Origin of the sequence: Desulfovibrio sp. (assembly GCF_019422935.1) — a bacterium.
GTDB lineage: Bacteria > Desulfobacterota > Desulfovibrionia > Desulfovibrionales > Desulfovibrionaceae > Desulfovibrio.
Window position 1 is genome coordinate 166,597 of sequence record NZ_JAHZCJ010000008.1, and the last position, 14,027, is coordinate 180,623.

At 57.3% G+C, this 14,027-nt stretch carries 10 protein-coding genes and 1 tRNA gene; 3 read left to right on the forward strand and 8 right to left on the reverse strand.

Annotated features, from left to right (window positions below; translation table 11 throughout):
* Positions 1-24 precede the first annotated feature (24 nt).
* The 6 genes from QZ383_RS11400 to QZ383_RS11425 form a co-directional block, all read right to left on the reverse strand.
* Positions 25-693: a hypothetical protein gene (locus QZ383_RS11400; RefSeq protein WP_291445539.1), complete on the reverse strand. Its 669-nt coding sequence runs from the start codon at positions 691-693 to the stop codon at positions 25-27.
* A gap of 115 nt (positions 694-808) precedes the next feature.
* Positions 809-2,002: an integrase arm-type DNA-binding domain-containing protein gene (locus QZ383_RS11405; protein ID WP_291445540.1), complete on the reverse strand. Its 1,194-nt coding sequence runs from the start codon at positions 2,000-2,002 to the stop codon at positions 809-811.
* Between the two features lie 190 nt (positions 2,003-2,192).
* Positions 2,193-2,286 (reverse strand) — tRNA-Ser (locus QZ383_RS11410).
* Positions 2,287-2,642: 356 nt separating this feature from the next.
* The gene (locus QZ383_RS11415) at positions 2,643-3,461 is read right to left on the reverse strand and encodes a hypothetical protein (protein ID WP_291445541.1); all 819 of its coding nucleotides are present in this window, start codon (positions 3,459-3,461) and stop codon (positions 2,643-2,645) included.
* Positions 3,455-4,168: a nicotinate (nicotinamide) nucleotide adenylyltransferase gene (gene nadD / locus QZ383_RS11420; protein ID WP_291445543.1), complete on the reverse strand. Its 714-nt coding sequence runs from the start codon at positions 4,166-4,168 to the stop codon at positions 3,455-3,457. The genes QZ383_RS11415 and nadD overlap by 7 nt, the downstream gene beginning before the upstream one ends.
* Positions 4,169-5,428 (reverse strand): glutamate-5-semialdehyde dehydrogenase, encoded by a 1,260-nt coding sequence (locus tag QZ383_RS11425; protein WP_291445545.1) that lies wholly within the window; start codon positions 5,426-5,428, stop codon positions 4,169-4,171. It abuts the gene before it with no gap.
* A 184-nt stretch (positions 5,429-5,612) separates the two neighbouring features.
* Here QZ383_RS11425 and QZ383_RS11430 point away from each other — a divergent pair, with 184 nt between their 5' ends.
* From QZ383_RS11430 to QZ383_RS11440, 3 genes are all read left to right on the forward strand, one after another.
* On the forward strand, positions 5,613-6,362 hold the full coding sequence (locus tag QZ383_RS11430; protein ID WP_291445546.1) for a tetratricopeptide repeat protein: 750 nt from the start codon (positions 5,613-5,615) through the stop codon (positions 6,360-6,362).
* Positions 6,363-6,489: 127 nt separating this feature from the next.
* Positions 6,490-8,340: an indolepyruvate ferredoxin oxidoreductase subunit alpha gene (gene iorA, locus QZ383_RS11435; RefSeq protein WP_291445548.1), complete on the forward strand. Its 1,851-nt coding sequence runs from the start codon at positions 6,490-6,492 to the stop codon at positions 8,338-8,340.
* 9 nt (positions 8,341-8,349) lie between these two features.
* On the forward strand, positions 8,350-8,958 hold the full coding sequence (locus tag QZ383_RS11440) for an indolepyruvate oxidoreductase subunit beta (protein WP_291445550.1): 609 nt from the start codon (positions 8,350-8,352) through the stop codon (positions 8,956-8,958).
* A 110-nt stretch (positions 8,959-9,068) separates the two neighbouring features.
* Here QZ383_RS11440 and QZ383_RS11445 read toward each other — a convergent pair whose 3' ends face one another.
* Positions 9,069-10,823, reverse strand: a complete 1,755-nt coding sequence (locus tag QZ383_RS11445; RefSeq protein ID WP_291445552.1) for a methyl-accepting chemotaxis protein — start codon at positions 10,821-10,823, stop codon at positions 9,069-9,071.
* A gap of 49 nt (positions 10,824-10,872) precedes the next feature.
* The gene (locus QZ383_RS11450) at positions 10,873-12,765 is read right to left on the reverse strand and encodes a bifunctional diguanylate cyclase/phosphodiesterase (RefSeq protein WP_291445554.1); all 1,893 of its coding nucleotides are present in this window, start codon (positions 12,763-12,765) and stop codon (positions 10,873-10,875) included.
* Positions 12,766-14,027 lie beyond the last annotated feature (1,262 nt).

A 14,027-nucleotide genomic window follows, 5' to 3' on the forward strand; every position in this document is an offset into this window, starting at 1 on the left:
TGGGACAAATTGAGTGGGACAAATTTATGTAACATTTCGTAATCGATAACCTTGTTTTCTTTGACTCTCAAATTTAATTGTCGCTCCCTTCTTTTTTTCCCTCGCTGGCAGCAATTCGCCGAGTTCTTGATTTGATAAAAAATCTGGGAAAAAGATATCAATGGCTCTGGCGATTTCTTTTTTAGAAGTAACCCCCTGCTCTCGCTTCTTTTGAATAAAAGCACGTACTGGATCCAAATCCTTTTCTTCCTTGCGTGAATCTTTGGGCCTTGTCCGATTGTTGCTCCAAAGATTATCATCCTTGACTTGCCATTCAGACTTCTTCTCTTTCCCCCAGTATATCAGAGGGTCATAATTGGCACCATAAACGGCATTAAGTACGTTGTCAGGATCAAATTCTTTATAATATCTAGTATGAGATGTGAGGCATATTGCATAAGCAAGTTGAGCCGCCAATCTATTAATATTCCTAACTGTGCATAAATGAAATTCTTGAGTAATTAAATCGCTAGCTGGCGCATAAGTATATTCTTTTTTCTTTTTTTCAATTTTTTCAACCTGCTCACGCTTGAATGCAAAGGCGTTAAAGGACTTAGTTGCAAAATCATAAGAAAGGTTTGATGTCGGAAAACTCATTATTATATTTTCCACCCCACCATCCTCAGAGCGATACGATTCAGTCACAACGTACATACTCAATCGCTTCTTAAACAGCTCAAAGCATATTTTTAAATAGCATTCGAAAGGCCATCTCAACATGAGATCAGAAAGATATATCAGCTCGTTATCTGGAAACGGAATATGGTATTTAGTGCGTCGAAACATGGCATCCTCTCAGTACATCTAAATAATCAGCCCATGCTTGCATCATCTGCCGCCGTTCCGGCAAAAACTCCGCATGATTGTATGCCGCTCGAATTTTATTGCGCTCACCGTGGGCAAGCTGGCGTTCTATAGCGTCCCGGTTCCAGCCAAGCTCGTTGAGCAGAGTTGAAGCCATCGCCCTAAAGCCATGCCCACATATTTCTTCCTTGGCGTATCCAATCCGGCGCAACGCCACGTTAATGGTATTGTCAGACATTGGGCGGGATGCCGTTCGCACAGAAGGAAAAAGGTATCTCCCATCCCCGGTGAGCGGCTGCAATTCATAGAGGATATTCAGGGCTTGGGTTGAGAGCGGCACAATATGCAAAGAGCGCATTTTGGTTTTATGCGCAGGGATGCGCCATTCGGCAGCCTCCAGATTGAACTCGCTCCACTCTGCGTTGCGCAATTCACCAGGGCGCACAAAAACCAAGGGGGCCAGCCGCAGGGCGCAATACACGATTGCCGATGCTGCACAGCCGTCTATGGCTTGCATGAGCCTGCCAACTTCTTGTGGATCAGTGATGGTAGGACGGTGCTGCTTCTTGGGTGTCGCGCAAGCGCCTATGAGGTCTGCGGCAACGTCCCGCTCTGCCTTGCCTGTGGCAATGGCATAACGAAAAATCATGGAGCAAAGCCCGCGCACCCGACGCGTGACCTCAAGAGCACCTCTGGCTTCAATGCGGCGAAGGCATTCCAACAGTTCTGGCGCGGATATCTCCCCAACGAGTTTCTTTCCGATGTAGGGGAAAATATTCATCTCCAGACGCCGAAGATTCAATTCCGCGTGGCCTTCTGTCCACCTATGGGCATTTTTTTGCGCCCACTCACGCGCTACAGACTCAAAGAACTTGTCTGGAGCTACGGCGGCTTTTTGCTCACGCACCAGCGCCACAGGGTCAACGCCGTCTTTAATCATGCGCCGCTTATCATCACGGCGCGAACGGGCTTCAGCCAGAGATATGAGGGGGTATTCACCGAGGGAAAGACGATTTTCCTTGGAGTCTATCCAGTAACGGAGACGCCAATACTTTTTGCCAGAAGGCTTTATCTCCAGATAAAGCCCATCTGCGTCTTTGAGGGTATAAATTTTCTCGCGGGGCTTGGCCTTTTTAATGGCCATATCGCTTAGAGCCATAAGCGTTTCCTCCCTAGACCGGACATCTTTTGGACATAGGAAACGCCAAAATAAAAAATGTCCGGCGCAGTATCCGGTTTACGCTCGGATTTAAGCGCTTTTTACCGGACATCGTCGGACAAAGTAAAACTCCGAATTCGGCTACTGTCAACGACTAGCGGACGAATTCGGAGTTCATTGAATCATCATATGGCGGAGAGGGTGGGATTCGAACCCACGTAGGAGCTACTAACCCCTAACTCGATTTCGAGTCGAGCGCGTTACGGCCGCTTCGCTACCTCTCCGCAGGCCACAAAGGGCGTTGGGTGCCCCGCTTGCAGCCGAAGGCGGTATATAGCCTATCTTTGGGTGAAAGGCAATGCTTCGGTTTCACAAAGGCACGCAGCCTCTGAGCTTTGCCCCAACATAGCAAAAACCATCTGTGCGGCCCCTTGCTCACGCTGCCACGGTTGGCAAACCTGGGGGCCGAGCCTCAAGATCGTGCGCAGCAATGCCCGGAACGGCAGATCTTCTATACTGGCAGAGCAGGAAGGCAGAACAAAAATATTCATACCTCCTTGATCGTTAGCTTGCGAGGCGAGTCTGTCCTTTCCATGAGTCCGGCCTGCCCGCAGGCTCCATCAGACACAGCTCCCGCCCCCTAGTGCTTGCCCAGTGCCGCCATGACCTCCAGAGCGTCAGCCTGCTCTGGGTCTGTCTGCAAGGCGCGCAGGGCGTTATCTTCCGCAGCCTGCTTTTTGCTCCAGGCGAGGTACATCTTCGACATTTTGCCAAAGGTCGAGGCATGTCCGCCAAACGTACGCAGCACCGCCTGATACACCGCCTCGGCCTTTTCGTATTCCCGCAGTTCCATCCACGCCGCCACGGCTCCGGTGTAGGCCGAGGCCTCACGCGGCTGGATGGTCATGGCGTCCTCATACATGGCGGCGGCTTCGGCAAACAGCCCGGCAGCGGCAAAAATCTGGCCCATTTGCAGGCGGATGCCGTCCTCATCGCCAAATTCTTCCACTATGCGCTTCAAAAAGGCGCGCCCCTTGGCGACCTGCCCCTCGCGCAAAAAATCAAGCCCGCTGCTGATCAGCTGCTTTTTACGCTCCAGCCGGGCCTCCGCCTCCAGCTGCACAGCCTGTTCCGCCGCAGTTTCCAGAATTTTGGCCAGCCCATCCAGCACGGTTGAAAGCGTTGCTTCCTTGCCCGCTTGCAGGGTGATGCTGCGCGGTTTGCCCGTATTGCCGGGATCAAGCAGCGGTTGCAGCGCGCTATGGCGCACAATGCCCCCCAAAAATTCCCCGATCTGAATATCCAGTTCCGCCCTTGCTGAACGCATCAGCTTTACCCCGGCCAGAAGCCGAAGCGCTTCACTCATGGTCACAAGGGCGCGCTCAACTTCATCACGCCGCAGATAGCCCATTGCACGGGCGATATTTTCCCTGATTTCTTTGGGAGCAGTTGTCAGCATGCCGAGCCGTCCTCCAGCCAGTGATGCCGCACTGTTTGAGTGTTGTTTCGCAAAATCTGCAAGGCCGCATCCGGCACAAGAAAATCCACATTCCGGCCTGTAAGCCAGAGCTGTCGCACCCGAGAGGCGCTCACCTCCAGCCATGGCACAGAAAGAAAATGCGCCAGCCCGCCTCCCGGCAAGGCCATGCACGGGCAGGCAGGCAGCAATGGAGCGCGCTCTGCGGCATCAGGCCACAGGCCTTTGGAGGCGGTGATAAAATCGGCAGAGGTATGCCCCTTGCGGGGCACAACCACAAAGTGACAAAGCTGTGGTAAATCCAGCCCCTTGTACCATGTGGAGAGCATGGCGAAATCCGGGCTGCCCAGAATAAAATACAGTTCTGTATCCGGCTCTGCTTCACGATAGGCGCAAAGCGTATCCCACGTATACGACGGCCCCTGGCGCTGAGCCTCCATCCGGTTGCAGCGCAGCCAGGGCAACCCCTGAACGCAGGCCTCCACCATGTCGGCTCGCAGGTTAAAGGGCAACATGCTGCGCTGCACTTTGTGCGGCGGCACGGCGCAAGGCACCATATCCACGCCTTGCACAAGGTCGCCCAACGCCTCGCGGGCCTCAATGGCCAGCCGCAGGTGTCCCACATGGGGCGGGTTAAAACTGCCGCCAAGAATGGCCCGGCCCGGCGGGAGGGACGCCGATTCCGTCATCTATCCACGCACCTGACCCTGGCCAAGCACCACAAATTTGGTGGTGGTCAGTTCGTCCACACCCATGGGACCGTAGGCATGCAGCTTTGAGGTAGAAATGCCGATCTCCGCGCCGAGGCCAAGCTGTCCGCCGTCATTGAAGCGGCTGGAAGCGTTGACCGCCACCATGGAAGCATCCGCCTCGCGCAAAAAACGCATGGCATGCTCGTGGTTGTTGGTACAGATGATTTCCGTGTGGTTTGAGCCGTAGCGGGCAATGTGATCCAGCGCGGCATCCATGCTTTCCACCACGCAAACGGCAAGCACCAGGGCATGAAATTCCTGCCCAAGATCATCGGGCTGCTGGGCAACGGCAGTTGCGCCAAGCAGGGGCAGTGATTGCGGGCATGCGCGAAATTCCACCCCGGCAGCGCCAAGCTTTGCCGCCACCTTGGGCAGAAAATCCTTGGCCACGTCACGGTGCACCAGCAGGCATTCCAGCGCATTGCACACGCCGGGGCGCTGCACCTTGCTGTTAAAAACAATCTCTGCGGCTGCATCCAGATCGGCATCCACATCAATATACGCGTGGCACACGCCCTTGAAGTGCTTGAGCACGGGCATGGTGGCAGCCTCGGTCACGGCGCGCACAAGGCCCTCGCCGCCGCGCGGGATGATAACATCAATATAGCTGTCGAGCTTGCACAGAGCGTTGACGGCTTCGTGTCCGGGTATGGACACAAGCTGGGCCGCATCGGCGGGCAATCCCGCCTGGGCCAGCGCATCGCACAGGGCCTTGGCAAGCGCGATGTTGGAGCGCAAAGCCTCGCTGCCGCCGCGCAGAATAACCGCGTTGCCCGCCTTGATGCACAAAATGGCGGCGTCGATGGTCACATTGGGGCGCGCCTCGTAGATCATGGCGATCACGCCCAACGGCACGCGCATACGGCCCACAAGCAGACCGTTGGGCCGCTGCCACTGGCGCTCCGTAGCGCCCACAGGGTCTGGCAGATTGGCCACGTGGCGGCAGGCTGCGCGCATTTCATCCATGATGGCAGGGGTAAGCGTCAAGCGGTCAAGGCGGGGGACATCCTGCCCGGCGGCACGGGCCGCAGCAAGGTCTTCCGCATTGGCGGCCAGAATCTCGGCCTCCCGATCCTGCAGCAGTTGCGCCAGCCCCAGCAGGGCTTGCGTTTTGGCATCGGGGTGGGCCTTGGCTATGGCCCTGGCCGCTTCCTTTGCCTGCGCGCCGAGGCGCGACATTTCTTCTGCAGGCGTCATGTATACTCCTTATTGTATTGGCCGGGGCCGCGCAGGCCGCCTGACCAGAGGATATTTGTTTTGACAGAGGGGCTGATTCTGGCCTAAGAAAAAAGCTTCCGTCCAGCTCCGCCGATCATGGAACGCGCAGGGCAAACGCGCGGAAAAACTACGGCGGTTCCGCCTCCCTAAGGAGTTTTGATACATGAATCCGCAAAAGAATCAAGGCGCAGAGGATTCCCCCCTGTTGCGCGACCTTCAGGCAGAAGTCAGCTCCGAAAGCGCCCCCATGCTCCAGTTCATGCTGCGTCACGCTGGCACCATAGCCAGCATTGTGGTGCTGTTTGTGCTGGTTCTGGCGGGTACCGGCATCTGGCGCTGGTACAGCACATCCAAAAACGATGAAGCGCGGCAGTCACTTGCGCGCATTGTTCTGCAAACCAGTGGCCCCGCGCAGGTCAAGGAACTTGCCGCCCTGGCGGAAAAAGCCCCCTCTGACGTGAAGTTTTCCGCCTATCTGGCCTTGGGCCAAAGCGCCATGAGCAACGGCGATAACGCCACTGCCGCGGATGCCTTTGCCAAAGCCGCCAAGGAAAGCGAAGGCCCCCTTGCGCTGATTGCCGGCATGAACGAGGCCGGAGCCATGCTCAAGGCCGGAAAATACGCCGATGCCCTTGCCCTGCTGCAAAAGCTGCAAGCCGCGCTGCCGGGTGAAGTTACCGCTCCCCAGCTTAAGCAGATGATGGCCGAAGCCGCCGTTGCCGCCGGGCAGACAGAACAGGCCGCCCGCATCTACCTTGCCCTCTCGCGCGAGGCGCAGGGCCTCAACAGCGAATATTTCCGCGCCCGCGCAACCACGCTGGCTCCCAAAATTGTTGAAGAAGAAGCCGCCCAGACTGCGGCCCCGGCAGCGCCAGACGGCGCTGGGGAAAAATCTTCCGGCAAAGCCCAGTAAATATCTCTTCGCAAGCCCGCGCATGTGCAAACAGCGCGGGCTTGCGTCATTGTAGGCGGGGCCGCATGGGCCGCGCCATTTTGCATCCAGTTGCGGTTCAGGCGATATGCCTGAGCCTGGAGGGAACATGAGCAATCATCCGCTGTTGCAGGGCGCTCGCGGCGAGCGGCACCTGCTGTTGGGAAACGAAGCCATTGTGCGCGGCGCGCTTGAAGCGGGTGTGCATATGGTCAGTTGTTACCCGGGCACTCCTTCTTCGGAAGTGCCGGACACGTTCCACCGCCTAGGCGGCGAAGGCCGCTACCGGCTGGAATATTCCGTCAACGAGAAGGTGGCTATGGAAGTGGCCGCCGGTGCCGCCCTTGGCGGCGCCATGAGCCTCGTGACCATGAAGCACGTGGGCGTCAACGTGGCCGCAGACCCGCTGTTCACCTCCGTTTACACGGGCCTGCCCGGCGGCATGGTCTTGCTGACGGCTGACGACCCCGGTTGCCACTCAAGCCAGAACGAACAGGACAACCGCACTTATGCACGCTTTGCCCTGCTGCCCTGTTTTGAGCCTGCCTCCGCGCAGGAAGCCAAGGACATGACCCGCGAGGCCTTTCGTCTTGCCCGCGAGCTGCAACAGCCCGTGATGCTGCGCACCACCACCCGCGTCAGCCACATGCGCGGCGCTGTGGATTTTGACGATCTGCCCGCCACACAGCCCAAGGTTGAGTTCAAGCGCGACCCGAGCCGTTTTGTGCCGGTTCCCGCTGTGGCCCGCAAGCGCCATCTGGCGTTGGAGGGCATCATTGAAAAAGCCCGCCAGTTTGCGGAATCCAGCCGCTTCAATACGGTGCATGAACCCCAGACGCCCACGCGCCTCGGCATCATTACCAGCGGCGTGGCCCGCAACTATCTGGCCGATGCCCTTTCGGCTGGCGGCTGGGGAGACCGTGTGCGTGTGCTTGAGCTTGGCATGACCTGGCCCCTGCCCACCGCCATGATCACCGAATTTTTGCGCGGCTGCGACCGTGTGCTGATACTTGAAGAAGGCGTTGACCTGCTGGAGCAGGACATCCGCGCCCTGGTGCAGAAGCAGGACATCCACGTGCGCATTGAAGGCAAGGATTCCGGCCTCACCGGTCAGGGCGAATACTCCACCACCCTTGTCATGCGCCGCCTTTCCTCCTGGCTCGACACGCCCTGCCCGGCAAAGCCCGTGCGCAGCGTTGACCTGGAGCTGCCGGGCCGCCCGCCGAACCTCTGCGCCGGTTGCTCGCACCGCGCCGTCTACTATGCCGCACGGCAGGTTTTTGGCGACGATGCCTTTTACTCCAGCGACATCGGCTGTTACACCCTGGGTCTGCTGCCGCCCCTGCGCGCTGCGGATTTTCTGGTGTGCATGGGGTCTTCCATATCCGCAGGCAGCGGCTTTGCCCGCGCATCGGAAAAACCCGTGGTGGCCTTTATCGGCGACTCCACGTTCTTCCACTCCGGCATGACGGGCCTTGCCAACGCGGTTTTCAACCAGCATGACATCATTCTGGTCATTCTGGACAACGGCACCACGGCCATGACCGGGCATCAGCCCAACCCCGGCATGGTGCAGGACATGCTCGGCTCCATGAGCCAGCACATGGATATCGAAGCCATTGTGCGCGCCATGGGCGTTACCCAGTGCGCCAAGGTGCGCTCCTTCAACGTGAAGGCCGTCACCAAGGCGCTGGAAGAAATGAAGGCCCAAAGCGGCGTGCGCGTGCTGATTACCGAAGAGCCCTGCGTGCTGTATGCCCGCCGTCAGCTCAAAAAAGCCCAACCCCAGGTGGCCGAAGTGGCCCAGCAGGGACCGGAAGCCATGCGCTGCCTTGAGCAGCTGGCCTGCCCCGCCTTTTACCGCGAGGGCGACAATCTTGCTGTAGACGCCACGCTCTGCACGGGCTGCATGGTCTGTTTGCAGGTTGCGCCCACGGCCTTCAAGGCGCGGAAGCGGTAGGGAGATATTATGAAGACACAAGAAATGCAGAAGCGGATGCGTATATTCTTTACCGGCGTGGGCGGTCAGGGAACCCTGACGGCCACAACCCTGCTGGCCCGCACGGCGCTGGAAGCCGGACTGGATGTGGTGGCTGGCGAAGTGCACGGCATGGCTCAGCGCGGCGGCGTGGTGGAATCTGTCATGCTGCTTGGCGGCTGGCGTTCCCCCAAGCTGGACTATGGCGAAGCCGATGTGCTGCTGGGCTTTGAGCCGCTGGAAACCCTGCGCGCCCTGCCTTATCTGCAGCCCGGCGGCGCAATCTTTTCCAGCAGTGATGCCCTGCCGCCCCTCAGCGTTGCGCTGGGCAAGGCAGAGTACCCCGACATGCCGCACATCATGGAAAAGGCCCGTCAGGTTGCGGGGCAGTGCCACTTTGTGCCCTGCCGCGAGCTTGGTATGAAGGCTGGTTCCGTGCAGAGCGGCAACACCGTGCTTTTGAGCGTGGTCTGTTCTTCTGGCGTGCTGCCCTTTGGCGTGGACGCGCTGGAAGCCGCCATCAAAAAATTCCTGCCCCCGAAATTGCAGGAATCCAACCTCAAGGCGCTGGAACTGGGCAAAGCCTACGTGAATAAATAGCGCCTTGCGCGCAGGCCGCCACAGCTGCGGCACCTGAGCGTGATCCATTATGAACGCAAGAAGCCCCTTCATTGAAGGGGCTTCTTTTTTGTGACGAGATAATTTTTGCCTCAGCAGTTCTGCATCTGTTCAATGAGGCCTTCAAGATTTTGAGCCTGGGCAGAAAGCCCCGCCACCGCCCGCGAAGCGGCGCTCATGGCAACAGCCGTTTGCCGCGAAAGGCTGGTAACATCACCAATCGTACGGTTGATCTGGTCGGTGGCCACAGCCTGCTGCTCGCTTGCTGTGGCAATGGCGCTGACTTGATTGGCGGTTTCTTCCACCGTTCCTACAATGCCCTCCAGCGCCTGCCCTGACTGCTGGGCAGCTTCCGTCGCCAGCGATATGCCTTTAACCGCCTCCTCCACTGAGGCGGCGCTATGGGCCACGCTTTGCTGAATGGCCGTGATGGCCGTATCCACATCGTGGGTGGAAGCCATTGTTTTTTCCGCCAGTTTGCGTACTTCGTCCGCCACCACAGCAAAGCCCCGCCCGGCGTCGCCTGCCCGTGCGGCCTCAATGGCGGCATTGAGGGCGAGCAGATTGGTCTGATCCGCAATATCCGAAATAACATTCATGATGCGGGTGATGGCCTGCGCATGCCCGCCAAGCTGCTCCATATCATCCTTGAGACGCAAGGAGGTGGAGCGCACGGTTTCAATACTCTCCAGAGCGTGGCGAACCACCTTGGCCCCGTCCTCTGCTTTTTGGCGGGTTTCTGCCGAAGAGTCAGAAGCCACGGCGGCATTCTGGGCGACTTCGCCCACTGTAGCGTTCATCTGCTCCATGCCAGTGGCTGCTTCTGTGAGCCTCTGGGCCGTGCTGTCGGCGCTTTCTTCCGCCTGACGGATAGTTTCACCAACCTGACCGGAGGCGGTGGCCACAACATGGGTCACTTCTTCCAGCGCCTCGGCCACCTGCTGCATGGCTTCTGTTTTTGCACGGGCATCGCGCTCTGCCGCCTCAGCCTGTTGCAGGGCGGCATTGCCCCTGGCGGATTCTTCTCGCGCCTTTTCCGACTCGCTGCGGGCGCTCTCTATATGCGCCTTCAAGGCCTGAACCATGAGCACCAGCGAGGCGTACACGCCCTGCTGGCGGCCAGAGTGCTCAAGGTCATAATCCCCTTCTGCCACGCGCCCCGCTATGAGCTGCAACTGCGCCGGATCCTTGCCGAGCTGGCGCTTGATGGCAAGCGTGATCCCCGCGGTAACCGCAATGCTGAACAGTATGCCCACGATGGCAAGCAGGGCCCCGGCCAGGCGCGACTGCCGCGCAATTTCCTGCGCGCCTGCCGCTGCCTCCTGACTGCGCTGCACATCGTGCTGCACAAGCTGGTCAAAATAACGTGCAAGGCGGATAAAATCAGCCCTGCTGCGGGTGAACAGCGCAATGGAGCCATCCGTATCACCCTCGCCAGCCAGCCGGATGATTTCTTCGCGGGTGGCCTCCTCCGCATGCAACTGGGCCGTGATGTTGCCCCACAGTTCATCATCCACTGGTTCGGCCGCCTGTTTACGGGCTTCAACCAATGCCTGATAGGCCTCGGCGTGCTGCGCAAACTGCTTGAGAGCGCGCTTAATGCGGTCGCGATACTCGGCAATGGTGACTTTATCAGTATGCGGAGTAAGCGCCGCCAGATCGGATCGGGCCGAATACAGCAGGGACGTCATGGTCTGCACCGCCACAAGCGATGGCACATACTGCTGGTCCATATGGCTGACGGCATGATCAATACGGTCGGTATTGACGTAATACACGCCGAACAGCGCCAACATGAGAACAATGATGCTGCTGAACGAAAGAACCAGTTTCGTGGTCAGCTTCATGAACACTCCCGTAGTTTGATTGCTGCCCCCGCGGGGGCAAAAATGATCGTTACGCTTCAAGCTGGTAGTTGCTGCCGCTGATGCGTTTGCACTGCTTTTTCAGCGTGGCGGCGGCCCGCGCCAGATCAAAGCTGCTCTGGAAATTGCTGGCCTTCACGCCGACAATGGTCAGGGACATAAGCGGGAAGCGCTCCTCAATATTGCTGCGGCTTTTGCCCTCAATGTAACCGCGCTGAACATCGTCGGCGCTGTAAAAGGCTGGTACGCTGTCGTTAAAGGCAGAGATGATGGTTTCGCACACGCTGCGGGCCGTCAAAGCGTCTGTTACGGCGATAAAGTCATCGCCGCCGATGTGGCCCACAAAGTCATCCTCGCTCGCGCTTTCCTTGATGATGGAAGAAAGGCGCTTGAGTGCCCTGTCGCCATTTTTAAAGCCGTATTTGTCGTTGTAAGCCTTGAAGTTGTCGATATCGAAGTAGAGAACAATGCGCGGCAAACCAAGGCGCACAAGGCGCTCCAGCTCGATATCAATAAGCGCGTTGCCGGGCAGTTCTGAAAGGGGATTGAGCTGGCGAGCGTTGGCGACCTCAAGCTCGATGCTTTTTTCGAGCAGTTCCTTGACTGTCACAACACCCTGATAGCGACCCTCTCGGGTTACGGTGACAAAATCGTAGAGTTTTGCGTCATCGCGGCGCATGGCCTGGCGCGCCACAAGATCAATTGTGCACTGGTGGTCCACACACAGAAAGGAGCGGTCCATGACCGCTTCCACGGCTTTGTCGGCAAAGAGGGAAAAACCGAACCTGCCGCTCAGTTGCTCGTGCAGGCGGTTGCGCGTGAGCGCACCAACGGGAATCTCGCCCATGACAACGCAAAGGCCGTTGAGCTTGCTATTTTTTTCAAACAGATCAACGACGCTGCGTATGGGCATGTGCGGCGGCACTACTGTGCCGGAACGGCAAATGTGCCGCACATGAAACTTGTGAACGCGCGCGCCGAAAAATCTGTTTTTTATTTTATTTTCGCGGTGAATGACCTGAAGAGCCACGGGATCCACGGCCCGCGGCGTGGGATCTGGCCTGCGGAGAAAATAGCCCTGCCCGTAGGGCACATCAAAACTGATGAGGGTTGCTAGCTCTTCTTCGGTCTCTATGCCCTCGGCAATGATCCGCGTATTGGTCAGAGCCGCAAATTCCTGCATGCTCTTGATGAGCGCCTGCCGGGTGAGGTCTTTATCCACCCCGCGTATGAGCTGCATGTCGAGCTTGATAAAATGCGGCTGCACGTCAGATATGAGGTTGAGGCCGGAATAGCCCGCGCCAGCATCGTCAATACTGATCTGGTAATTCTGGCCTTTGTAATGCTCAATAATCTGCTTGAAGCCACGCAGGTTCACAACCGACTCGCGCTCGGTAATTTCAAAAACAATATCCTCGGCGCTGATGGCAAAACGGGTCAGGTATTCCTTGGTGAACCCCATACCGAAGTGCGAATCCTGAATAATGTTTGGATTAACATTGAGGAACAGGCGGATGCCCGTTGGCATCTGACGGGCCGCACGCAAGGCGCTGCGCCTAAAGAGATGCTCAAGCTCCAGCATGCGCCCGTTTTCCAGCGCGCACTGAATGAGTGCCTCGGGATTTTCAAGAGGAGTGCCGGCTGGGCCGCGACCCAGCGCCTCATAACCGAAAACAGCGCCATCGCGAAGGGAAACAATGGGCTGAAGCACGCTGGTGATGGTCTGGTTCTGAAGCACATCCAACAAGGCCTGACAACGCTGCTCACCATCAACAGTTCCAACTTGTAGTGAAGTTGATGCGGGCGGCGGAACCATTGATGAGGCGCGGCATGAATGCAGGTGCGAATCAGACAAGCTTGCAGGATGCAGCGGCAGATCGCAAAAAGTTTCTACAAATAAATCCTGCGCGGAAGAATCGGGCATGGCCCCCTCCACATAAATTGCTGCGATGGTTGGGCTGCGGTCTGCTTAACGAAGCGGACTGCGATATTAATTTTCAGCAGGCTCGGCACGCAGACTCGTAGTCACAAACATCACTAAGCCGATACTGTGCCGGGTTTGTTACAGAAATAATTGATTTTGACGGCGAATCAGATTCGTCAGAGATAATTTGAAAAGACAATTACCAAGAGGAAAGAAGGAATTTAGCCAATTGTTACAGCCGCATTAAGCGACTTTTGACGACAAGGTTACAGAGGTAAACCGGCGCTTGCGGGTCCAGATTCTAATTGGGGTCTAGATGAGAGGTGGGTAGTCTCTAGTGATAGCCGAGTCTGGTGTGGCAATGATGCCAAGAGCGATTTTCTTGGCTCGACTTAGTTCTATTTTTTGCCCTTCGGGCACTTGATTCCGCATCCTGTAGCGCGCTTTCACCTCAACGGCCTGGGATTTACCTCTCAGTTGAGGCGAACCTTTAGATTTTGCTGCCCTTCGGGCATGGGATTCCGCCGTCGGCGGAGTTTGGGACGCCTGTGCGGGGCGCGCAGCAAGGCGGGGCCGGTTATGGGGCTATGCCCCCTTCTCGGCCCCCCTTGCATCCCCCCCGAAGCACCCCGAAGAGGGACTACCAATTACCCCAGCATGGCGAGGGCAACGCGGCTGAAGCTCCGGGAGCTTCCTTCACTCGCTGCGCTCGGTCAGGCGATCTCCCTCCGCGCCGCGTAAATGCCAGATGGCGCTTTTGCTTTGGATAAAGTCCGTTTCAGCCAACTCCCCTGACAACAATTATACCGTTTAAGCTGGTTGTTGGCTCAAACCGCCCTCACGGCAATGATTGTTGCATTGCAAAAAAACTGGCTTAGCTGTGATCATCATTACAAGCAAGACGTGTTGCTTACTCTCTTAGTCACCTCGAAGCGAAAGCCCCACGGCTAAAGAAGCCAATGGCGAGTCATTAACATCATATGTCTTTTGCAGGCAGTAGTTAAAGAAAGACTGCAGGGTCATGTTCAACACATTCGGACGAGATGTTGCTTTCCACGAGTCACTAACATCCTTTGGCATTTAAAGGGTCATGTTGAGGGATAGCTATGGCGTTACCTTTCATCCAGCCTTTCACCCCGCCTTTTGCAAGACGTGATGTGTGACGGTTGTGCCGTCGCCTTCCATCCCTGCCTTTCTTCCGGCTGCCATCAAAAGGTGGTTGTGGCGTTGCCTTCCTTAGACTCGCCGGAGCGGAGGCGGAG